Below are 22316 nucleotides of genomic sequence, written 5' to 3'. Positions count from 1 at the left end.
GATGAAGCAGGAAATGTTGATGAAGGATGCCACACCCACTGCCCTGTCAGAGGGACAGCGTCGCGCCGATCGGGGCGATGGAACGTACCTCAACCCGGTGTTTTCAGGGGACCACCCGGATCCTGCGATTCTCCGCGACGGAGACGACTACTACCTGACCTTTTCCTCCTTCGAATCCTCGCCCGGCCTGATCATCTGGCACTCGCGAGACCTCCTGAACTGGCAGCCTTTGGGACCGGCACTGAAGGATCCCCTGGGAAATGTTTTTGCCGTGGATATGTGCAAGGTGGAAGACACCTATTACATCTACATCCCCGTCATTCCCACGGCGGCGTCACCGGATCCCGCCGCTCCACCGCTGATCTACGTCATCCACGCACAGTCCATGGCCGGGCCCTGGAGTGAGCCGGTGGATATCGGCGTTGCCGGACACATCGATCCCGGCCATGTGGTGGGGGAAGACGGCCACCGGTATCTGTTCCTGAGTGGCGTCAGCCGTGTCCGCCTCAGCGCCAATGGACTGGCGACAGCCGGCGACATTGAGCATGTGTACGACGGTTGGCGTTACCCGGAGAAATGGATCACCGAGGCCTACGCCCTCGAAGGTCCCAAGCTGATGCAGCGCGGCGGCTGGTTCTACCTGAGCACAGCGGTGGGCGGGACCTCGGGTCCGCCCACGGGACATATGGTGACGGTGGCGCGATCACGGTCGGTGCACGGCCCGTGGGAGGAACACCCCCGCAATCCCCTCATCCGGACGTGGACTGAGGAAGAACCGTGGTGGAGCAAGGGCCATGCAACCCTGTTCGAAGGTCCGGACGGCCAATGGTGGAGCATCTACCACGGCTACGAGAATGGCTTTGTGACCTTGGGGCGCCAGGTTCTTTTGGAACCCATCGAATGGGACGACGACGGGTGGCCCCGGGCCGTGGGTGGCGACCTCTCCGAGCCACTGCCGACGCCCATCCCGGCGGGTTCGCTGCAGGGCGACCAGGAGCACGGGATCGCTTTGTCGGACGATTTTTCCAACGTGCGGCTCGGGATTCCGTGGTCTTTCCATGCCCCCGCCGTTGGCGAGCAGCAGCGCATTTCCCTGGATGACGGGCTGGTACTCCAGGCCTCCGGGACCAACCCGTCGGACAGCTCCCCGCTGACCAGCACCGCCGGAGACCGCCGCTATGAGATCAGCGTCTCGATGGAACTATTTGACGGAGCCCAAGGGGGACTCCTCCTCTATTACAGCGACCGCTTGTACTGCGGCATGGGCCACGACGGGGCAGCAATGGCAAGCTACCGGGCAGGCCGGGCCATCCCTTATTGGCGGGAGCCTGCTCCGGCCGCGCAGACCATCCACCTCAAGATTGAAAACGACAACAACATCGTCACCATGCATTACAGCACCGATGGAGTGGAGTGGACCCGGCACGGGCTGCGCTTCAATGTGGCAGGCTACAACACCAACACCTTGGACGAGCTCTTGAGCCTCCGCCCAGCGCTGTTTGCCACTGGAAGCGGACAGGTAAAGTTCCGCAACTACACCTACAGGTCCTTGGACAACATCCAGTCGTCGAAGAAGGTCTAGTCGAAGAACCCCACGATGTAGCCGATGAAGTAGAGCATTGACATCAGCACTACCAGGCCGATGATCGACATCCACAGAATCTGGGTGCCTTTCCGCGGACCGCCTTCATCGTGGCCCTGCGGCCCTGCCGTGGAGGCTTCGCCCGGTGGCGTCTCACCGGGCGGAACTCCACCACCGGGTTCCAGGCCTGTGATCTTGTCCTCGTAGGGATCTGGATTTGGTCCTGACACGCTCACTCCCCTGTTTGCAGTGGTGATGCTTTGGTCCAGCGTATCGAACCGCCGCCCCCAGAACTACAGCAACCTTATGAAGTGGCCGATTCCATCGCGGCCAGGCGGGAGCTGACCTCTCAGCCCCGCCACGCAGCATCCTGCGCGGCAGTCCGCAGCCGGTACAGGGACGTGGTGGCCGTGAGATAGAGGTCCTGGCCGTCCGGCCCACCGAAACAGAGGTTGGAAACTCTTTCGGGGACGTCGACGGCGGCCAGCAGCCCGCCGTCGGGAGCGTAAACGCGCACGGAAGAGCCAGCGGACGTCCACACCCTTCCTTCGGTGTCCACTCTGAAGCCGTCGGAGACGCTGTCCTCATCCAATTCGACGAACGTCTCCCCCGCTCCGCACTTTCCGTCGGCCACCGGGAACACGGCGATGCGGAACGGGACGCCACGGGACGGCCCCGCGGTGTCCGAGACGTACAGCAGGGATTCGTCGGGCGAGAACGCCAGGCCGTTGGGATGGACCAGATCCGTGATGACCGGACGCAGCCCGTCCGCCGCAGGATCGAAGCGGAAAACGTAGCATCCACCGTATTCCTGGTTACCCTCATGGCCCTCAACGGTGCGGGGCAAAATGCCGTAGGGCGGATCCGTGAACCAGACGGTACCGTCTGCCGCCACCACAACATCGTTGGGCGAGTTGAGCCGATGCTCTCCGAACGAGTCAACGATTGCCGAGACCCCGCCGTCGTGATCGCGTTCCATGCGCCTGCGTCCGTGGCTGCACTGGACCACGCTGCCGTCCCGGTCAAGGGTGCGGCCGTTGGTGTACTCGACGCCGGTGGCGTACTCGCGCGTGGCGCCGGTGGCGGGGTTGAACTCCAGGATGCGGTTGTTGGGGATGTCGCTCCAGCGCACGGTCTGCGATTCCGGAATCCAGACAGGCCCCTCGGCCCAGACGGTTCCTTCGAACAGCTTTTCCAGGCTGCCTTCAATGAGCGGGGTGGCGGGGGTTGCTTTGTCCATGGAGTCGAGACTAGTCCTCCTTGGAAGGCATCAGGATCACGGCCACCACCGTCAGCACGGCGCATACCAGGACTGCGAGGAACACAGCGGAGGACGCTGCCACCGTGGCCGCCGGTCCGTGGCCGTCTGCTCCGGCGGCAAGGCCGGCGTTGGCGTAGATGCCGTTGGCCACGGCGCCGAACACGGCCACGCCTATTGCACTGCCAACCGAGCGGGCAAACAGGTTGGTTCCGGTCACTACGCCGCGCTCATTCCAGTCCACGCTGGACTGGGCAGCGATGAGGGTGGGTGTTGCCACCAGTCCCAACCCAAGGCCCACGATGAAACAGGACACGGCTACCAGCAGCACATTGGGCGAGGAGGCCGTGAGGGCCAGGATGGATGTGCCCACTACGGTAATGGAGATGCCGATCAGGGCCGTTTTGCGGAAGCCGATCCGGAGGTAGAACCGGCCGGCCTGGGAGGCGCTGATGGGCCAGCCGAGGGTCAGGGCCGCGAGCGCGAGTCCTGCCAGAATCGGGGAGGTCTTGATGGAGCCTTCCAGGAAGGTGGGGACATAGGAAGTCAGCCCGAGCAGCACCGCACCCACGCCGAAAGAGATGAGTGCCGTCGTCGCAAGCAACCGGCGGGAAACCACCCACGGCGGAAGGACGGGTTCGGCGGCCTTCCGCTCCACCAGGAGGAACAGTCCGAAAAGGACCGCGCCGGCAGCGAACACGCCGATGCTGATGGCGGAGTTCCATTCCCAGGCCTGGCCACCCTCCAGCGCGCCCAGGATCAGCAGGCTCAGGGACACGGTCAGCAGTGCAGCGCCGGGGTAATCCACACGGTGTTTGGTGCGTTCAACGTCCTCGTGGAACGCGCGCACCAGCATCCAGCCGGCCAGGAGGCACAGCGGGATGTTGATGAGGAAGATCCAGCGCCAGATTCCCAGGGTGGAGAAAACGCCGCCCAACGTTGGCCCCACCACCGAGGAGATGGCCCACACGCTGGCCAGGTAGCCCTGGACTTTGGCGCGTTCGGCGAGGGTGTAGATATCGCCGGCAATGGTGATTGAGACGGGCTGCACGGCCCCTGCTCCCAGACCCTGGAGGACGCGGAACGCGATCAGTGCGGGCATGCTCCACGCCAGCCCACACAGGATGGAGCCCAACAGGAACAAGCCGATGCCAAAGAGAATAAGGGGTTTGCGGCCCACCATGTCGGACAGTTTGGCGTAGATGGGAACGGAGACTGCCTGCGCCAGGAGGTAGGCCGAGAACAGCCAGGGGAAGGACGAGAAACCGCCGATGTCTTCCACAATGGACGGCACTGCCGTGGCAACAATCGTGGAATCGATCGCCACCAACCCCGTGGACAGCATCAACGCTATGAGGATGGGTCCCCGTTTGGAGCGGAATCCGACGCCGTCGCTTGCCGTTGTTGTCATGAGGTCTCGTTTCGTCCGCATCGCCGGGAAGGCGCTCACCGTATCCAGTCCCATGGCGTAACCGCCACTGTCCCGGATTTAGTCCCGGGTGGCGGCTGGGGGTGCTCTGTAGGCAGAGCACAAACGGCGACGGCGGACAGCCCCGGCTCCGTGGGAAGAACCTGGGGCGGCCCGCCGCCGTCGAATGTTAAGTCAGTCGTTGATCAGGTCGTGGACAACAATCGTCTGGTCGCGGTCCGGGCCTACTCCGATGGCGGAGAAGCGCGTACCGGAGAGCTTCTCCAGTGCCAGCACGTAGTTGCGGGCGTTCTCCGGGAGGTCTTCCAGGGTGCGGGCGCCGGTGATGTCCTCGGTCCAGCCGTCAAAGTACTCGAAGACGGGCACTGCGTGGTGGAACTCGGTCTGCGTCATGGGCATTTCGTCGTGCCGCACGCCGTCAACGTCATAGGCAACACAGACCGGGATCTGTTCGATGCCCGTGAGAACGTCCAGCTTGGTGACGAAGTAGTCCGTGAAGCCGTTCACGCGGGCAGCGTGGCGGGCCAGGACGGCGTCGTACCAACCGCAGCGACGGGGACGGCCGGTGTTCACACCGAACTCGCCGCCGGTCTTCTGCAGGTAGACACCCATGTCGTCGAAAAGTTCCGTGGGGAACGGTCCGGCGCCAACACGGGTGGTGTAGGCCTTGATGATGCCGATCGAGCGTGAAATGCGGGTGGGACCAATACCCGAGCCCACGGATGCGCCGCCAGCTGTGGGGTTGGACGAGGTGACGAACGGGTAGGTGCCGTGGTCAACGTCCAGGAACGTTGCCTGGCCACCCTCCATGAGCACCACCTTGCCCTCATCCAGGGCGTTGTTGAGGACAAGTGTGCTGTCAATGACCAACGGGCGCAGGCGCTCGGCGAAGGACAGGAAGTACTCCACGATCTCGTCCACCACAATGTCGCGGCGGTTGTAGACCTTGACCAGCAGCTCGTTCTTCTGGCGCAGCGAGCCTTCCACCTTCTGGCGGAGGATGGACTCGTCAAAAACGTCCTGGACGCGGATACCCAGGCGGGCCACTTTATCCATGTACGCCGGGCCGATGCCGCGGCCGGTGGTGCCGATTGCGCGGCTGCCGAGGAAGCGTTCGGTCACCTTGTCCAGCACCTGGTGGTAGGGCGCAACCAGGTGGGCGTTGGCCGAAACACGCAGGCGGGACGTGTCCGCACCGCGGGCCTCAAGGCCGTCGATCTCCTGGAAGAGCGCCTCCAGGTTCACCACGCAGCCATTACCGATAATAGGGATTGCGTTGGGGCTCAGGATGCCCGCGGGAAGGAGCTTCAGCTCATACTTCTCACCGCCAACAACCACGGTGTGCCCGGCGTTGTTACCGCCGTTGGGCTTGACCACGTAGTCAACGCGGCCACCGAGCAGATCGGTTGCTTTGCCTTTGCCTTCGTCGCCCCACTGGGCTCCGACGATCACGATAGCGGGCATGGGATCCTCCCCCATTCTTTCGGGCCCGCTCCGGATGGATCACCAGGGTCAGGCGCCGTACATGAGAATGCCCCGACATAACCGGTGCAGTTCACCGCGGGCGGTGACCAGCGCAAGAGTTCGGGGCTCTTACCAGCCAAGTTTAGCCGATTGCACTGGAATACTTTGTGTCAAGGACTGTACGACGGCGGTTCGGTGAAGTTTGGTTCGTGGCTGCCGCGCTCCTTGGACTACGTTGTTACGTCAGATTCCGGCAGGTACCGCCCAAACCAGCCACCAAGCCTGCGTTGCTGGCAACGGATGCGGCCTGCGAGGTCCAGGTGTACCGCTTGACCACGATCGCTAACTGCAGCTCCGTGCCCAGCCCCAGCAACCCGCCCAACAGGTTGGTGGGCACATCCGTGACGTAGCCGGTGAGGGCGTTCCCGGTGGTATTGCTGCCGCTGAAGCTGAAACCCGTCAAGGGTGCGAGCGCCGAGCCCAGCCCACTGGTGGACGCCTGCACCTCGGCATCAGTCAGGCTGTAAGTACTGGGTGGGAGCCACCGGATCCGCACGTAGGCACCCAGCCCAAGAACACCTGGGTTGTACGAGCATGGACCGTTCAGCACCGGGGCCGGGACAGTCAGTGCCCCAAGGTACGCTGGCGCCGGGTTGCTCCGCTGCCAGGAAGCTTCCGTTTGGCCCGTTGTCCCGGAGAGCGGAATCAGCACGGCCGGCACCAGGATCAGGGCTGTTCCTGCGGCGGCTTTCTTCCCTTGGCTTTTGTGGTTGCCTGCCGCGCGTCGGCGCCCGTGTTCCTTGCCCTGCCGTTCGCCGACCTGCCGTTCGCCGACCTGCCGTTCCCCGACCTGCCGTTCCCCGACCCGGGGTTCGCCGACCCGGGGTTCGCCGACCCGATGTCCCCTGCCCCGCCGCGGCCACAACACCCACGTCACCAACGCGGATACTGCGACCGTGGTGGCACCCAGGACCGCCGGAGTGGCAGTCGCCGCCAGCGGGTACGCCAGGCCCGGGGCGGACCAGAGCACCACCCGCACCTGGTCCACCACGTATGGCTCCGGATCGTCCTGGGCGTTGGCGTCGCCTTTCATGGTGATGGTCCGCGTTGGACCCTCGCCGGGCTGCACCGTTTGCACCCTGTGCGTGATGGGGAGCTTCCCGGGACGGTCCACCGTGACCACATCCCCCACGCTTATGTCCGACGCCGGGACCGCCCGCACCACAGCCAAGGATCCGGCCGGTATGGCCGGCGCCATGGATCCGGTCTTGAACATGATCAGGGTGATGTTGAACAGCACAGCGCAGAGCGCGGCAACAATGCAGACCGCTCCCCCGGCCGCCGCGATGTTCAGGAGGGCGTTCCGCAGCCTGGCTCCACGGCTTCTCATGTGGTGGAGGTGGCCGTGAACGGCCAGGTGACGGTGGCGGTCTGACCCTGCAGTGCAGTGTTCGCTCCTGCGGGCAGGCTCACTTCAAAGCAGAACTGCGTGGGAGCCCCCGGTTGGTTGATTGTCGCGGCTGCCAAGGGATTCACGACGCCGGCCGCCTGGCCCTGCGTGAGGGGCTTTGCCCCGTCACTGCCCACCACAAATGCGGGTGCGCCCCCGAACGCAGAGGCATCGCAACTTGCTGACCGCACCACACGGTACCGAAGTGCCGTGCCAAGGTCAGCGGCGCCGCTGTTGCTGCTGACCACGGAAGGAACCCCCAACACCACCGTGCCTGCAACGGATTTTTCTGTGGTCCTGATCGCGAACGGCGCGTAAAAGGCTGTCCCGGGGCTCATCCCCGTGGCCTGGAACAGCAACGTAGCTCCAGGCACTGTGTCGTTGGCCGCCCACGGTCCGCTGGCAACGTAGGGCTTGGCCGCTGTGGACTCCGTGGCAAAGACACTCGTGCCAAAGGAGCCAGTTGCCTGGTCACTGTCAGTCCACGCAGCAAGGGTTACCGAACTCCCCACTCCAAGCACCAAGGCCCCGGCCAGGACGGCCCGGAGCCGCAGCAACGTCGCGCCACGGTGGTTTGCAGCTCGCCGTCCCACGGATCACTCCGAGGTAGCCGCAAATTCCCAGGTGGTACTTCCGGTCTGGGCTTGCGGAAGCGTGGATCCAGCAGTCACCTTGAAGCAGAGATTTACTGCCGCACCGGGATCCGAGCCGGCTCCCTGGCTCAACGCGAAGGTGACATTTGCCGGCGTCGAACCCAGCGTCTGACCGCTGGCCACCAGCGTTTCGGTGACGGCCTCACCGCAACCGAATCCGGACGTCTGCGTGAGCTCGTAGGTCAGGCCAGTCAGTGCACCCGTTGAACCGGATGTAGACACCAGAACGGTGGCGTCGTTGCTGGAGGCTCCATCCAAGCGAACCGCGAACGGGGCGCTGACCACGTCCCCGGGCGCAAGGTTGGTTGGGTTGGTGGTGAAGCCCAGGGTGGCGGGCGAGTCCACCGGGTTTTCCGTGAACGTGGTGCCGTTGGTGCTGCCCTGAAGATTGAAGGAGCCGGCGGTGAAAGTGCCTTGCCCGAATTCAGAATTGTTCCACGCGGCCAAGGTGATCGCGGCCCCCACTCCGAGGACCAGGCCACCGGCCAGGATGGCGCGGACCTTTGGTGCCTTGTTTTCCGGTGTTGTCCCAGCTGACGCTTCTTGTGTAGCAACCACTTTTACCCCCACGGTAGTTTCCAAGCTGCGGTCCCGGATTGGGTCCTGGGTATGGGGGTGCCCAGCCGGTTTCCCCCAAACCGTTGGGTTCAACACACCATCCAGGGGACGGAAAGTCAACACTAAGGCTCCTGAGCTGCGACGATACGGCGTCACACTGCACCGGAAACACCCCGGCATAACGGGCACCAATAACGTGGTTTTCCATCACATTTGCGGGCAACACGCCGGGTCGCAACCGGAAGGCGCGCCGCAGCGGGACCCGTGGGCGCCCATAGTCCGGTAAGGTTAGTTAGCCCCCAACAGCACCCTTTGAGGTTCGGCTGCGGCATGCCCGCGGCACCTTGGAACGGTGCGCTGTAACACCTAGGAGACCTAACCCCTGATGCAAGAACTGGCGACTGAATCACCCGAAGAAATCCTCTGGAACCGCCGCTACGAACCGCACATCGCCGAGGTCAACGAGCTGTGCGACTCCATCAAGGAGCAGAAGCCGGGCAGCGAGGTCCTCTACATCGACCCCGCCCACAGCATGGATGACTGCCGCATCGTCAGCCTTTTCTCCAACCAGCGCACCACCTCCGGCGAGGGTTTCATCACTCCCGGCGATGAAGAAGCAAACACCCGTATGCTCGGCATGCAATGGCAGCTGGGCCTCCGTCCCGAGCTCATGATGCCCTGGAACGCCTACCCGTGGATCGAGCCCAATGGCGAGGCCGGCAAGCTGACCCCGGCAAACATCACCGAGGGCCTCAAGCCGCTGCTGCGCCTCCTGCAGCTCCTGCCCCGCACCTCGGCCCTCGTGGCCCACGGCAACGAGGCACACCGTTTGGCAGACCAGCTCATGAAGGCTGCACCCGCCAGCATCGCCCGCCGCGGTTTCAAAACCTTCAAGGTCCGCTCGCTCGGTGGCCGCTCGTTCGCCGGCACCCCGGCACGCCAGCAGGAATACCTGGACGCCATCCACGGCGCATACGCCGAGGCCATGGCCCGGACGGGCATTCCCCGCAAGGCCTAAGTACCCCTTCGTTGTGGGGCCTGCTTTGCGCCTCAAACCCACGGGATAGCCCGCAGACCAGGCCTCACAACACACGCACCCTTTCGTTGTGGGGCCTGCTTTGCGCCTCAAACCCACGGGATAGCCCGCAGACCGGGCCTCACAACACACGCACCCTTTCGTTGTGGGGCCTGCTTTGCGCGCCAAACCCACGGGATAGCCCGCAGACCGGGCCTCACAACGCACGCACACAACGACGACGGCCCCCACCTTCCGGTGGGGGCCGTCGTCGTTTGTTATCCGGGGGTCAGCTTCAGCGGGCTTCGAGCGCCGCTTTGGCCGTGGGGTCGGAGTCGTTCAGGAACTTCGCGATCCGTTCCGGCTCTTCAGCCTCACCGATGGCAGACGCCGCACGGCCCAGCGCGAAGAGCGCACGCAGGAAGCCCTGGTTGGGCTCGTGCTCCCACGGGATGGGTCCGACGCCGCGCCACCCGTTGCGGCGGAGCGAGTCCAATCCGCGGTGGTAGCCCACCCGGGCGTAGGCGTAGGACTCGATGGTCCGGCCTTCCGCCCAGGCTTCCTCTGCCAGGATCGCCCACAAAAGCGATGACGTGGGGTTCTGGGCTACGAGATCCAGTGCTTCCTTGCCGAGGGCCAAGTGCTGGTAGATCTCGGTTTCGGCGGGCAGGAGTGTTGGCTCCGGCCCCATCAGGTTCCTGCGAAATTCGTCCGACATCAGAAGGTCTTGCCTACCGATCCGAGCTGCTGGGCAGCCTCGACGATGCGTGCGGCCATGCCGGCTTCGGCCGAAGCACCCCAGACGCGGGGGTCGTACGTCTTCTTGTTGCCCATTTCGCCGTCGATCTTCAGGACGCCGTCGTAGTTGGAGAGCATGTGGCCCGCAACCGGACGGGTGAAGGCGTACTGGGTGTCGGTGTCGATGTTCATCTTGATGACACCGTAGGAAACGGCGTCCGCGATTTCCTGCTCGGTGGAGCCCGAGCCGCCGTGGAATACGAGGTCGAACGGGTTTTCCTTGCCGATCTTGGCGCCAACTTCAGCCTGGATCTGCTTGAGCAGTTCCGGGCGGAGCTTCACGTTGCCGGGCTTGTACACGCCGTGGACGTTGCCGAAGGTCAGAGCGGTCAGGTAACGGCCGTTTTCGCCGGCACCCAGGGCCTCGATGGTGGCGAGGGCGTCCTCGGTGGTGGTGTAGAGCTTCTCGTTGATCTCGTTCTCAACACCGTCTTCTTCACCGCCCACAGTGCCAATTTCAACCTCGAGGATGATCTTCGCAGCTGCGGCGCGTTCCAGCAGTTCGCGGCCAATGCGCAGGTTGTCCGTGAGGGTCTCGTGCGAGCCGTCCCACATGTGGGAGTTGAAGATGGGGTCCTTGCCGGCCTTGACGGCTTCCTCGGAAGCGGCCAGCAGTGGAAGCACGAAGCCTTCCAGCTTGTCCTGCGGGCAGTGGTCCGTGTGCAGGGCGATGTTCACGTTGTAGTTCTTGGCAACTTCGCGGGCGAACGCTGCGAAGCCCAACGAACCGGCAACCATGTCCTTGACCGAAGCGCCGGACCAGTAGGCTGCGCCACCGGTGGAAACCTGGATGATGCCGTCCGACTCGGCCTCGGCGAAACCGCGGATCGCAGCGTTCAGAGTCTGCGACGACGTCACGTTGACCGCGGGGAAAGCGAATCCGCCAGCCTTCGCGCGGTCGATCATCTCGGAGTAAATCTCTGGGGTTGCAATGGGCATGGTGACTCCTATGCTGAATTCGTCTGTGGGCGGGTAGCCCTGGAGTAGACCGCTTACGGCTAGGCACCATCCTAGCGACAACGGCCCCGCGCCGTGTTTCCGGTCACTGAGGCCCTTAACACTTGCGCCGGGTGCCGTCCGGCGGGAGTTAAACGGGTTGCTGGAACACGTGCCGGCGGACCCAGGCGTGCATGGCGATTGCGGCGGCGGATGCGGCGTTCATGGACCGAGTGGATCCGAACTGCTCAATGGACAGCGTGGCCTCGGCAGCCTCGTGAACCTCCGGCGTCAGCCCGGGTCCCTCCTGGCCGAACACCAGCACGCACTTCTCCGGAAGGTCGTAGGTTTCCAGCGGCACTGAGTCCGGGAAAATGTCGATCCCGATCACGGCCAGCCCCTCCCCCTGCGCCCACTGGACAAAATCCTCCACTGTGGGGTGGTGGCGGACGTGCTGGTAGCGATCGGTGACCATGGCGCCGCGCCGGTTCCACCGCCGTCGTCCGATGATGTGGACCTCTTTGGCAAGGAAAGCGTTGGCTGTGCGGACCACGGTGCCGATGTTGAGGTCGTGCTGCCAGTTTTCAATGGCAATGTGGAACTCGTGGCGTTTGGAGTCGAGGTCGGCCACGATCGCTTCGTGCTTCCAGTACCGGTACTGATCCACAACGTTGCGGCGGTCACCGTCCCTCAACAGGTCCGGGTCCCAATGGTCGCCTGCAGGCAACTCACCTTCCCAGGGGCCGACGCCGACCTCCACTTTGGCTTCTGCCTCGCCACCCGCAGGGGCTTCTTCGGCAGCCGTTCCGTCGGCAGGGGCGGGCAGGGCGGAGTTGGGGGGAAGGTCAGTCACCCCTCAACTTTAGCCCTGCCCGGAGTTCAACCTGCCCGGCTGTTCGGAGCCTTAGCCCACTTTCCACTTGTTGATGCGGTATGAGTTGGCCAGCTGCTCAAACAGTCCGGGGTGCGCGTCCCAGTACTCCTTGTGCCCGCTCACGCCGAGCATCTGCGGGGTGCCCCACGGTGTCACGGAGAACAGGTTGACCGCCTGGATGGCCTCGCCGCGGGCGTTGTTGCAGGTGAAACCAATCACCACAGCTACGCCGCGGCGGAACTCACGGGCTTCGGGCATGCTGGTTTTGAAGTTGGAAGTACATTTGTGGCCCACAAGGTTCTGCGGCAGTTCCGTGGCAGTCATGCCCTTGAACCGGGCCTCAATGTCCTTGATGGCTTTCTTGACGTCGTCCGGGTTCTTGCCGAACTTGCCCTCCTCCGACTCGGCGAAGAACGCGTAAGCCTGCGCAATTCCGTCCGCATCGGTTTCCACCGTGCCCTGGGCGCGCTTCTGGATTTCCTCACCCGTGGAGGGATCCTTGGTAATTCCAAACGACTCGTCATGGGTCCACTCAGCAAGGTACTGGAAGGACGATTCGCCCGTTACCCACTTGCTGAACAGTGGATCCCCATCAGCGGGAACGTTGCTGGGACCCTGGAGCTGCTCCCAGACCGCAGGCAGCGGGATGGCCCCGGCAGGGATGTCCGTTGACCCCGATGCCTGGGCCGAAGGCTCTGCGTCTGCGGAGGGCTCAGGATCGGTTGAAGGCTCGGCTGCGGCATCCGAGGCTTCCTCAGACGCCGCCACGGACGGCGACTCAACCGCCGTCGGCTTCGCCATGGACGGAATCAACCACGTAAACGCCACCACCAGCGCAATGATCACGACGACGGCCACGCCGCCCAGGATGAGGAACAGCGACTTCTTGTTCTGGTCACCCGGGCCCTGGCCCGGACCCGCTGGTTGGCCGGGTCCCGCTGGTTGGCCGGGTCCCGCTGGTTGGCCGGGTCCCGCTGGTTGGCCGGGTCCCGCTGGTTGGCCGGGTCCCGCTGGTTGGCCGGGTCCCGCTGGTTGGCCGGGGTAGTGCGCCGCGGGCGGCGGGAAACCCTGCTGGCTTGGGTACTGCTGCGTTGGGTACTGCTGCGTGGGGAAAGCTTGTGTAGCTGGCGGCTGGGTGGGGAAGGCTTCCGTCTGGCCCTCCTGCCCCTGGCCGGGCTGGTACTGGCCCGGCTGCTGGTTCTGCGCGCCCGGCTGATACTGACGATACGGCTCCTGCCCCGTTCCGTAGCGCGGCTGGGGAACGCCGTCCGGGTTGTAGGGAGGCTGGGGTACTCCGTCGTTCTTGCTCATTGCAGGCCCTTTCGTAAGCAGTGGTGGTACCGGCGTCCACGGGAAATCCGGTGGACAATCCTGAAGGGGACCTGCGGAAGCGCGGGAGCCTGTATGAATACCGTGATGATCCCCCGACCCGCGGTGTGGCCCGTTCCGTGCAGCCACCAGCGTAGTTCAGCAGGCGGCCTGCCTTGCAAGTCACAAGGGGTTATCCACATGGGCAGAACTTCCCACATAGGGATCCTTCCGGGATGTCCAGACGGCCGAATGATGGAAGACTGGTACCCAGTGCATGTTCAACACCAGCCGGAGGCAAATATGGCAGAAGAAACCACGCCCCACACGTCCACCTCTGTGTACCGCAACGGTCACGAGATCGAATGCTGGCTCACTGACATGGACGGCGTCCTGGTCCATGAAAACCAAGCGATCCCCGGCGCGGCGGAGTTGATCCAACGCTGGGTGGATACGTCCAAGCGGTTCCTGGTCCTGACCAACAACTCCATCTTCACTCCCCGGGACCTCGCAGCCCGCCTGCACGCCTCCGGGCTGGAAGTTCCGGAAGAGAACATCTGGACTTCCGCCCTGGCCACGGCCCAGTTCCTGAAGGACCAGGTCCAGTCGTCCGATTCGGGCAACCGTGCCTACACCATTGGCGAGGCAGGCCTGACTACGGCCCTTCACGAGGCCGGCTTCATCCTCACGGACACGGACCCGGACTTCGTGGTCCTGGGGGAAACCCGCACCTACTCCTTTGAAGCAATCACCATGGCCGTCCGGCACATCCTGGCCGGCGCCCGCTTCATCGCCACCAACCCTGACGCCACCGGCCCATCCAAGGACGGCCCCATGCCGGCCACGGGTGCCATCGCGGCGATGATCACCAAGGCAACCGGCCGGGAACCCTACATCGTGGGCAAGCCCAACCCCATGATGTTCCGGTCCGCCATGAACCAGATCGATGCCCACTCCGAGACCACCGCCATGATTGGCGACCGCATGGATACGGACATCGTGGCAGGAATGGAAGCGGGCCTTCACACGGTGTTGGTGCTCAGCGGCATCACTCAGCGGGAAGAAATTGTGTCCTTCCCCTTCCGGCCCAACCAGATCCTCAACTCCGTGGCTGACCTGAAGAGCCAGATCTAGGCAAACCTTCCAAAGGAACTCCGCAATGGCCGTGCTCAATCTCCGTCCGCTGGCTGGTGGCCGGATCCTGCGGGGCAGCCAGCCCTTCGGGTTGGATGCGGCGGCCACGTCCGGCTTCCTCAGCGGGCACGGCATCCAGGCAATCGTGGACCTGCGGAGCGAGCTTGAACGGTCCTTGGTGCCATGGTTGGTCACCGACCCTGGCCGGACGACGGGTACCGGACAGGCTGCGGTGGACGGCCCGGGCATTACCGCAGCCGACGGCGGATCCGCACCCGCCGCCGTCGTCCCGCCTGCTGTTGAGCTGATTCTCAACCCGTTGGATCCCACCACGGTGGCGGGATCGCTGCAGTCTGTCCGGACGGCGGAGGATTTGGGCGAGTTGTATCTGGACTGGGTCCGGATGCGTCCGGAGTGGGTGGCAACTGCACTGCGACCTGCTGCCCGCGGTAAGCGCACGCTGATCCACTGTTCCTTGGGCAAGGACAGGACGGGTGTGGTTTCCGCGATCGCCATGCTGGCAAGTGGCGGGAACGAGGACCAAGTGGTGGCTGACTATGCGGCCACCACGCCCAACCTTCCGGAGGTCCTGAAGGTCATGGCGGAGACGTGGCGGCTCAGTGTCCCTTCGGCCCGGGAAGAATTCTTCAGTCCTGACCTCATGATCCTTCAGAGCCCCGAAACCGCCATGCGCCACTTCCTGGCCGGGTTTGCCGGGGAGTTCAAAGATGCCGGCTCGTTCCTGAGGGACGCCGGACTCACCGCTGCAGACGTCGCAAACCTGCGTCTGCACTAGTTCTGCCGTCCAAAACCAGTTCTACTGCCCACATCTAGGCTGGCCGGATGATCTTGCCGTTCGGTTCCTGGTAGGACGGCTCTTCGGGTTGAGCGGGCAAGGGCTGCAGTTGGTCCTGGACCTGTTCCAGCAGCCTCCGGTACACGTCCCCGTTCCACTGCGGACTGGCGTGGGCGGGCCTGGCGCCTTCTGTGCTGAGGGTTGGCAGTGCCATGTTGGCACCAAACACCCTGCTCCATCCTGCGCGGGCGGACTCGTAATTGACGGTTCCATCCTCGGAGTTCCCCAAGAACGCCATTTTTGCGTTCCCGATCTTCCCCGCCAACCGCAGCCCGTCAAAGTGGTAGATGTACGCGGACTCGGTTTGGATCAGCACACTGGACGGGGCAATGGGTGAGAGTTGTTCCAGCGTTTGGTCCAGGATCTGGCGCCAGGTGCGCTCATCCTTGTGCACCACCCGCTCCCCCAGTTCGTAGCCACCACGCAGGACAGAGGGGATGCGGAAGCCGTTCTCATAGAGGAACACCACGCCGTCGAACCAGCTCTGGTCAAGGACATCGGACCTGTTGAACGGGCTGGAGTCCAACACGATCAGCTGCGTCTCCTGGCCGTGGAGTTCCAGCAAGCGCGCAGCAACCTGGGTGGCCAGCATGCCGCCGAAACTATGGCCGTAAAAGTACAGCTTCTCCAGCCCCAGTTCCCTGACATGCAAAATGATGGCGCGCACAATTTCGTCCACGTCCAACCCCAGGTTGGAATACCCGACGGCGGCCATGCGGCCGCGCTGGTGCATGGCCGGGCGGAGCGTATTGAGGATCCACTGCGCCTCTTCCCAACTTGTCTTGAACCCGGGGAAGAGGATCCAACTGGCTTTCGGGAAGTAAAGGTCGGAGAAGTTGTCCGGCATGCGAAGGATCTTGGTGGATCGCCGTTCGGCCTGCACGTGGCGCGTGAACAGCATGTCTCCGACCAAAGCAGCGGACGCTCCTGTGGCAAGGAGGAAGTTCCGGCGCGAGGACTTTTTCAGGCGCGCAGCGTAAGGGAGGACACGGGCCCACGAGCCCGGATCCTCTGCCGTTTCAGGCTGCGCGGGGGACGGGCCGGCAACCGGCGCGCGGAGGTGTTCGTCCACCTCCGGCGGCGCCGGTTGATTCCCTACTTGCACATCCACGCAGCAAGCATAGGCTTCAGGAGCAGAACCTCACATCCTCAGCATGATGACTGCCCGCGGTATGGAATGGTGCTTAGTCCAGGCCGAGCTCGTCCTTGCCGAAAGCAAAGAGGTACGGCACGCCTGTTTCGGCTTCGATCTTCTCTTTGGCACCGGTGTTGCGGTCCACGATCACGGCAACAGCCACCACGTTGCCGCCGGCTTTGCGGACACCCTCGACGGCGGTCAGTGCGGATCCGCCGGTGGTGGACGTGTCCTCCAGGACCACAACATTGCGGCCTTCAACCGAGGGACCCTCCACCTGGCGGCCCATGCCGTAGGACTTCTGGGCCTTGCGGACCACAAAGGCGTCCACGGCGCGGCCAGCATCGGCTGCCGCGTGCATCACGGCGGTACCCACAGGGTCTGCCCCCATGGTGAGTCCACCTGCGCACTCAACCTGCACACCGGCGTCGTCAATCATCTCCAGCATGACCTGACCCACCAGTTTGGAGGCTTCGTGGTGCAGGGTGATGCGACGGAGGTCAATGTAATAATCCGCTTCTTTGCCGCTGGAGAGGATTACCTTTCCGCGGACCACCGCCAGCTCTTTGATGAGTTCAAGAAGGCGGGCGCGGGCAGCAGCAGTGTCATGCGAGGAGGTCATGGCTCCTAGTTTAGTGGGGACAGCGCGCTGCGGGCGTCTGTGACAGGAGCCGCCGTGGTGGAACGGATCACCAACCGGGGGGTGACCATTTGCTCAACGTTGCCCGCAGGGTCGGCGCCGATCTGCTGGAGCACCGTTTCCATGCAGCGGCGTCCCAGTTCCTCAAAATCCTGTTTCACCGTGGTCAAGGGAGGCATGAAGAACTCCGCTTCAGGCTGATCATCGTAGCCAACCACGCTGAGGTCCTGCGGAACCCGCAACCCGGCTTCCTGGACAGCCCGGAGGACGCCCACCGCCATTTGGTCATTGGCAACGAAGACGGCGGTGATATCGCTGTGATCAACCAAGGCAAGCCCGGCACGGTAACCGGAGGCGGCGTCCCAGCCACCCCGGAGCAGCACCGAGGCCTCGAAGCCTGCGGTGCCCAGGGCTTCCTGCCACCCTTTGATGCGCTCCGCGGCATCGATCCAGTGTGGTGGACCGGAAATGTGGGCGATCCTGCGGTGCCCCAGTTCAATCAGGTGTTCCACCGCCAAACGTGCACCCATTCGTTGATCCAATGAGGCTCCGGCCAACTGGTTTCCGACTCCTGCGCCCACGGCGACAATTGGCACCGGCGCGGAGACATCCCTCAGGACTGCGAGGACATCCGGGTGCGGAACCAGAATGACGATCCCGTCCACGGATTGGTTCCGGAAATGCGCCAGGGCGTCGTCGATGCTCTCCCGGGTCACCTCACGGAGATTGGCGATACTGACGAAGTATCCTGCCTCCCGCCCGGCCTGTTCAACGCCCAACAGGGTATTGGCGGGCCCGAATTGCCCCGTTTCGCAGGCCAGAACACCAATGGTCCGGGACTGCCGGGTCACCAGGCTCCGGGCCGCGGTATTACGCCGGTAACCCAAACGGGAGATAGCGGCTTCCACGCGTTCCTTGGTGGTGCTGCTGACGTTCGGGTGGTGGTTGAGGACACGCGAGACGGTCTGGTGCGAGACGCCGGCCAGCTTGGCGACATCCCCCATCACCGGCGGCCTGGCCGGTGTACCCGGGCCGGCCGCCGTCTCCGGGCCGGCCGCTGTCTCCGGCCCGGCCGCCGCGCCCGGCCCGGTCCCGGGAACTTCCTGGGACCGGGCCGCTCCCCCGCGTGACATCAGTGGCTATTTCGCGTCGACGCCAACAGGTTCTTTGGCAGCGGGGGCTGCCTCGGTTGCCGGCGGTGTGGTCTTCCACTTGAAGCGGCGGGCAATGCCGGAACCGCCACCGGCACCGGTGCGGTTCTTGTTGAAGATATCGAAGGCCACAGCAAGCAGAAGCACCAGGCCCTTGATGAGCTGCTGGTAGTCAGTACCCAGGCCCAGGATGGACATGCCGTTGTTGAGCACACCCATGATCAGGCCACCAATCATGGCACCGGCAACCGTACCGATACCGCCCTGGACCGCAGCGCCACCGATGAAGGCCGCGGCAATGGAGTCCAGTTCAAAGCCGGTGCCGCCGGCGGGCTGGGCGGAGTTCAAACGTGCGGTGAACACCAGGCCGGCCAGTGCTGCCAGGACGCCCATGTTGACGAAGAGGCGGAAGGTGACCTTCTTGGTCTTGATGCCGGAGAGTTCAGCAGCGTGCAGGTTGCCACCGATTGCGTAGGTGTGGCGCCCAAAGATGCTGTTGTTCATGAGTGCCGAGTAGAGGATCACCAGTGCAGCCAGGACGATCAGCACGATCGGGGTTCCACGGTAGCTGGCCAGCAGGAACGTGATGATGAGCATCAGCACTGCAATGAAGCCGTTCTTGACGGCGAACCACGCCATGGGCTCGTTTTCCAGGTTGAACTTGCGGCGGACGCGGCGTTCTTTCAGGGCCTGGAACAGGATGGCGGCGGTACCGCCCACACCAAGGATCACGGTCAGCCACTCAAGAACAGAAGTACCACCGGAGATGTCCGGCAGGAAGCCGCCGCCCAAGGCGCGCAGTTCGCTGGGGAACGGGGTGATCTGCTGGTTCTTGAGGGTGATCAGGGTCAGGCCGCGGAAGATCAGCATGCCGGCAAGGGTGACGATGAAGGCCGGAATGCCCACGTAGGCGATCCAGTAGCCCTGCCACGCGCCAACCAAGGCACCCACCAGGAGGCAGGCCGGAATGGCCAGCCACCACGCCCAGCCCCAGTGCACAATCATCACGCCGGCCACGGCGCCAATGAAGCCTGCAATGGAGCCGACGGAGAGGTCGATGTGGCCTGCGATGATCACCATGACCATGCCGATGGCCAGGATCAGGATGTAGCTGTTCTGGACCACCAGGTTGGTGACGTTCTGGGGTTCCAGCAGAATGCCATTGGTGAGGACCTGGAAAAGGATGACGATGAGGATCAGGGCGACGAAGATGCCAACCTGGCGGAGGCGGCTTGTGAGGAAGCCAAGGGATTCTCGTAGGGCGGACATGTTCGTTATTCCTTCTCTTTGGTCATGAAGTGCATGAGGGTTTCCTGGGTGGCCTCGGCGATGGGGACTTCGCCGGTGATGTGGCCCGCGGACAACGTGTAGATCCTGTCGCAAATGCCCAGAAGCTCAGGCAGTTCAGAGGAGATCACAATGACGGCTTTTCCGGCCGCCGCGAGCTGGGCAATGATCGTGTAAATCTCGAATTTGGCGCCCACATCAATGCCACGGGTGGGCTCGTCCAGGATCAGGACGTCCGGGTCCGAGAACATCCATTTGCTCAGCACCACTTTTTGCTGGTTTCCGCCGGAAAGTTTGCCGGTGATCGCCGCAACGGAAGGAGCTTTGATGTTCATGCTCTTCCGGTACTGGTTGGCCACGGTGGTTTCCTGGTTGCCGTCCACCCAGCCGCGCTTGGCAATTTTTCCCAGGGAAGCCATGGAGATGTTCCGCTTGATGTCCTCGATCAGGTTCAAGCCGTAGTGCTTCCGGTCCTCGGTGGCGTAGGCAATTCCGTTATCGATTGCGTCCGACACCGTGGACGTGTTGATTTCCTTGCCGTACTTGTAGACCTTGCCTGAAACGGCGCGTCCGTAGGTCCGGCCGAAGACGCTCATGGCCAGTTCCGTGCGGCCTGCTCCCATGAGTCCTGCCAAGCCGACAACCTCGCCCTTGCGGACATTGAGGTTGGCATTGTTGACCACCATGCGGGAGTGGTCCTGCGGGTGCTGGACAGTCCAGTCTTCAATGCGGAGGACTTCCTCCCCAATGCTGGGAGTCCGGTCCGGGTACAGGCTTTCGAGGTCACGGCCCACCATGCCGCGGATGATCCGCTCCTGGGTGATCTCTCCCTGGTCCAGCCGCAGCGTTTCGATCGACTTGCCGTCGCGGATGATGGTGACGGCGTCGGCCACCTTGCGGATTTCGTTGAGCTTGTGGCTGATGATGATGCTGGTGACGCCCTGGCCCTTGAGGTGCAGGATCAGGTCCAGCAAGTGGTCCGAGTCCTCGTCGTTGAGCGCGGCCGTGGGCTCGTCCAGGATGAGGAGTTTCACCTCTTTGGACAGCGCCTTGGCGATCTCCACAAGCTGCTGCTTGCCGACGCTGATGTGCTGGATGGGGGTGACCGGGTTTTCGCTGAGCCCAACGCGCGCCAGCAACTTGGCGGCTTCCAGATTGGTCTTCCGCCAATCCACCCAGCCCTTGTTGGCGAGCTCGTTGCCAAGATAGATGTTCTCCGCGATGGACAGGTAGGGGCTGAGTGCCAGTTCCTGGTGGATGATCACGATGCCGCGCTTCTCGCTGTCGGTGATATCGGAAAACTCGCAGGGCTGGTTCTCGAACAGGATGTCGCCGTCGAAAGTGTTGTGGGCGTAAACGCCGGACAGGACCTTCATGAGGGTGGATTTCCCAGCGCCGTTCTCGCCGCAAATGGCGTGGACCTCACCTCTGTTGACGTCCAGGGTGACGTCCTGAAGGGCTTTAACCCCGGGGAAGGTCTTGGTGATTCCTCGCATTTGAAGAATGGGTACGTTCATCGTCAATTCCCGCTGACTGGTTGGAACTTGGCCGGGCCGAGGACTCGGACAGGCTCTAAGGAGGCGGTGGCCCCGCCGGACCGGGCTGCAGGGAATGCAGGCACGGAACGGCGGGGCCACGGGGTGTTACTTGACGTCGGATTCCTTGTAGTAGCCCGAGTCGATGAGTTCCTTCTTGTAGTTGTCCTTGGTGATGATCACGGACTTCAGGAGGAATGCCGGGACAACCTTGACCTTGTTGTTGTAGGTCTTGGTGTCGTTGGTTTCCGGTTCGGTGCCCTTGAGGACTGCGTCAACCATCTTCACGGCCTGTGCGCCCAGCTGGCGGGTGTCCTTGAAGATTGTTGAGTACTGCTCGCCGGCGATGATGGACTTCACGGAGCCCTTTTCAGCGTCCTGACCGGTCACTACGGGCAGGCTGCCGGTGGCGTAACCGCCGGTGCTGGTCAGTGCGGAAATGATGCCGATGGACAGGCCATCGTACGGGGACAGAACACCGTTCAGCTTGGTGCCGGAGCTGTAAGCCGAGGTGAGGATGTCTTCCATGCGCTTCTGGGCAACGGGTGCCTGCCAGCGCAGGATGGCTGCCTGCTCAAACTTGGTCTGGCCGCTGGGTACCTTCAAGGTGCCCGCATCCAGGTACGGCTTGAGGGTGTCCATGGCGCCGGTCCAGAAGAAGTTGGCGTTGTTGTCGTCCGGGCTTCCGGCGAACAGTTCAACGTTGAACGGGCCCTTGCCCTCAACCTTCTTGCCGCTGGCGTCAACAAGGCCCAGGCCGGTCAGCAGCGATGTGGCCTGCTGGACGCCCACTGTGTAGTTGTCGAAGGTGGTGTAGTAGTCCACGTTCGGGGTTCCGTTAATGAGGCGGTCGTAGGCGATGACCTTGACGTTCTGCTCCTTGGCCTTGGCCAGGACATCGGTCAGGGTGGTGCCGTCGATCGCTGCGATGATGAGCGCCTTGGCACCCTTCGTCAGCATGTTCTCGATCTGGGAAACCTGGGTGGGAATGTCGTCGTTGGCGAACTGAAGGTCGGTCTTGTAGCCGAGGTCCTTCAGGGACTTCTCAACGTTGGCTCCGTCAGCGATCCAGCGCTCGGACGTCTGGGTTGGCATCGAGATACCCACCAGGGAGTCGCTGGGGTTGGCGGCCGTGCTGGACTCGGCGGTTCCACCGCGGGCTCCGCAGCCCGTGGCTCCCACGGTCAAGGTCAGGACCACCGCGACGGCGCCCAGGAGTTTCTTCAATCTCACGTTGCTCTCCTTACGCGGCA

At 63.5% G+C, this 22316-nt stretch carries 21 protein-coding genes; 4 read left to right on the top strand and 17 right to left on the bottom strand.

Annotated features, from left to right (window positions below; genetic code table 11):
* Window positions 1–19: 19 nt before the first annotated feature.
* Window positions 20–1582 carry a family 43 glycosylhydrolase gene (locus JOE60_RS02470; protein ID WP_167265240.1) on the top strand — a complete coding sequence of 521 codons (1563 nt, stop codon included), beginning with the start codon at window positions 20–22 and terminating at the stop codon, window positions 1580–1582.
* On the opposite strand, the gene JOE60_RS02465 is transcribed toward JOE60_RS02470, so the two are convergent.
* The 7 genes from JOE60_RS02465 to JOE60_RS02435 form a co-directional block, all read right to left on the bottom strand.
* Complete coding sequence (locus JOE60_RS02465; RefSeq protein ID WP_167265242.1) at window positions 1579–1812, bottom strand: DUF6480 family protein; 234 nt, start codon at window positions 1810–1812, stop codon at window positions 1579–1581. The two genes, JOE60_RS02470 and JOE60_RS02465, sit on opposite strands and share 4 nt — an antisense overlap.
* 119 nt (window positions 1813–1931) lie before the next feature.
* A complete protein-coding gene (locus tag JOE60_RS02460; RefSeq protein ID WP_167265244.1) occupies window positions 1932–2822 on the bottom strand; it encodes an SMP-30/gluconolactonase/LRE family protein in 891 nt (296 codons plus the stop codon).
* Window positions 2823–2832: 10 nt separating this feature from the next.
* Window positions 2833–4251: an MFS transporter gene (locus JOE60_RS02455; RefSeq protein WP_167265246.1), complete on the bottom strand. Its 1419-nt coding sequence runs from the start codon at window positions 4249–4251 to the stop codon at window positions 2833–2835.
* 192 nt (window positions 4252–4443) lie between these two features.
* A complete protein-coding gene (locus JOE60_RS02450) occupies window positions 4444–5733 on the bottom strand; it encodes an adenylosuccinate synthase (RefSeq protein WP_024819369.1) in 1290 nt (429 codons plus the stop codon).
* Between the two features lie 238 nt (window positions 5734–5971).
* The gene (locus JOE60_RS18260) at window positions 5972–7123 is read right to left on the bottom strand and encodes a signal peptidase I (protein WP_167265248.1); all 1152 of its coding nucleotides are present in this window, start codon (window positions 7121–7123) and stop codon (window positions 5972–5974) included.
* Window positions 7120–7776 (bottom strand): SipW-dependent-type signal peptide-containing protein, encoded by a 657-nt coding sequence (locus JOE60_RS02440; RefSeq protein ID WP_167265250.1) that lies wholly within the window; start codon window positions 7774–7776, stop codon window positions 7120–7122. Before JOE60_RS02440 ends, JOE60_RS18260 begins: the two co-directional genes overlap by 4 nt.
* A 3-nt stretch (window positions 7777–7779) precedes the next feature.
* Window positions 7780–8394 (bottom strand): SipW-dependent-type signal peptide-containing protein, encoded by a 615-nt coding sequence (locus JOE60_RS02435; RefSeq protein WP_167265252.1) that lies wholly within the window; start codon window positions 8392–8394, stop codon window positions 7780–7782.
* Window positions 8395–8779: 385 nt separating this feature from the next.
* Between JOE60_RS02435 and JOE60_RS02430 the strand changes: the two genes are divergently transcribed.
* Entirely contained in the window at window positions 8780–9412 is a 633-nt protein-coding gene (locus JOE60_RS02430) for a uracil-DNA glycosylase (RefSeq protein ID WP_167265254.1), read from the top strand.
* A gap of 292 nt (window positions 9413–9704) precedes the next feature.
* Here JOE60_RS02430 and JOE60_RS02425 read toward each other — a convergent pair whose 3' ends face one another.
* The 4 genes from JOE60_RS02425 to JOE60_RS02410 form a co-directional block, all read right to left on the bottom strand.
* Window positions 9705–10127 (bottom strand): DUF3151 domain-containing protein, encoded by a 423-nt coding sequence (locus tag JOE60_RS02425; protein ID WP_167265256.1) that lies wholly within the window; start codon window positions 10125–10127, stop codon window positions 9705–9707.
* A complete protein-coding gene (gene fbaA / locus JOE60_RS02420; RefSeq protein ID WP_167265258.1) occupies window positions 10127–11146 on the bottom strand; it encodes a class II fructose-bisphosphate aldolase in 1020 nt (339 codons plus the stop codon). Before fbaA ends, JOE60_RS02425 begins: the two co-directional genes overlap by 1 nt.
* A 148-nt stretch (window positions 11147–11294) precedes the next feature.
* Window positions 11295–11996 carry a TrmH family RNA methyltransferase gene (locus JOE60_RS02415; RefSeq protein ID WP_204814814.1) on the bottom strand — a complete coding sequence of 234 codons (702 nt, stop codon included), beginning with the start codon at window positions 11994–11996 and terminating at the stop codon, window positions 11295–11297.
* Window positions 11997–12047: 51 nt separating this feature from the next.
* The gene (locus JOE60_RS02410) at window positions 12048–13328 is read right to left on the bottom strand and encodes a hypothetical protein (protein ID WP_204814813.1); all 1281 of its coding nucleotides are present in this window, start codon (window positions 13326–13328) and stop codon (window positions 12048–12050) included.
* 300 nt (window positions 13329–13628) lie between these two features.
* Between JOE60_RS02410 and JOE60_RS02405 the strand changes: the two genes are divergently transcribed.
* Together JOE60_RS02405 and JOE60_RS02400 are read left to right on the top strand one after the other, a co-directional pair.
* Window positions 13629–14459 carry an HAD-IIA family hydrolase gene (locus JOE60_RS02405; RefSeq protein WP_167265261.1) on the top strand — a complete coding sequence of 277 codons (831 nt, stop codon included), beginning with the start codon at window positions 13629–13631 and terminating at the stop codon, window positions 14457–14459.
* 25 nt (window positions 14460–14484) lie between these two features.
* Complete coding sequence (locus JOE60_RS02400) at window positions 14485–15255, top strand: tyrosine-protein phosphatase (RefSeq protein ID WP_167265263.1); 771 nt, start codon at window positions 14485–14487, stop codon at window positions 15253–15255.
* A gap of 34 nt (window positions 15256–15289) precedes the next feature.
* Here JOE60_RS02400 and JOE60_RS02395 read toward each other — a convergent pair whose 3' ends face one another.
* The 6 genes from JOE60_RS02395 to chvE all read right to left on the bottom strand — a co-directional run bounded on the left by JOE60_RS02395 (window position 15290) and on the right by chvE (window position 22296).
* On the bottom strand, window positions 15290–16426 hold the full coding sequence (locus JOE60_RS02395; protein ID WP_167265265.1) for a thioesterase domain-containing protein: 1137 nt from the start codon (window positions 16424–16426) through the stop codon (window positions 15290–15292).
* A 73-nt stretch (window positions 16427–16499) separates the two neighbouring features.
* The gene (pyrE, locus tag JOE60_RS02390; RefSeq protein WP_167265267.1) at window positions 16500–17072 is read right to left on the bottom strand and encodes an orotate phosphoribosyltransferase; all 573 of its coding nucleotides are present in this window, start codon (window positions 17070–17072) and stop codon (window positions 16500–16502) included.
* Between the two features lie 5 nt (window positions 17073–17077).
* Entirely contained in the window at window positions 17078–18094 is a 1017-nt protein-coding gene (locus tag JOE60_RS02385) for a LacI family DNA-binding transcriptional regulator (protein WP_167265728.1), read from the bottom strand.
* A gap of 135 nt (window positions 18095–18229) precedes the next feature.
* Complete coding sequence (gene mmsB / locus JOE60_RS02380; protein ID WP_167265269.1) at window positions 18230–19510, bottom strand: multiple monosaccharide ABC transporter permease; 1281 nt, start codon at window positions 19508–19510, stop codon at window positions 18230–18232.
* 5 nt (window positions 19511–19515) lie between these two features.
* Window positions 19516–21045: a multiple monosaccharide ABC transporter ATP-binding protein gene (gene mmsA / locus JOE60_RS02375; protein ID WP_167265271.1), complete on the bottom strand. Its 1530-nt coding sequence runs from the start codon at window positions 21043–21045 to the stop codon at window positions 19516–19518.
* 126 nt (window positions 21046–21171) lie between these two features.
* The gene (gene chvE, locus JOE60_RS02370; RefSeq protein WP_405474443.1) at window positions 21172–22296 is read right to left on the bottom strand and encodes a multiple monosaccharide ABC transporter substrate-binding protein; all 1125 of its coding nucleotides are present in this window, start codon (window positions 22294–22296) and stop codon (window positions 21172–21174) included.
* Between the last annotated feature and the right edge of the window lie 20 nt (window positions 22297–22316).

The sequence above is a fragment of the Paenarthrobacter ilicis genome (assembly GCF_016907545.1).
Classification (GTDB): Bacteria; Actinomycetota; Actinomycetes; order Actinomycetales; family Micrococcaceae; genus Arthrobacter; species Arthrobacter ilicis.
The sequence above is the reverse complement of the archived record's forward strand: the minus strand, read 5'-3'. Positions and strand labels throughout refer to the sequence as shown.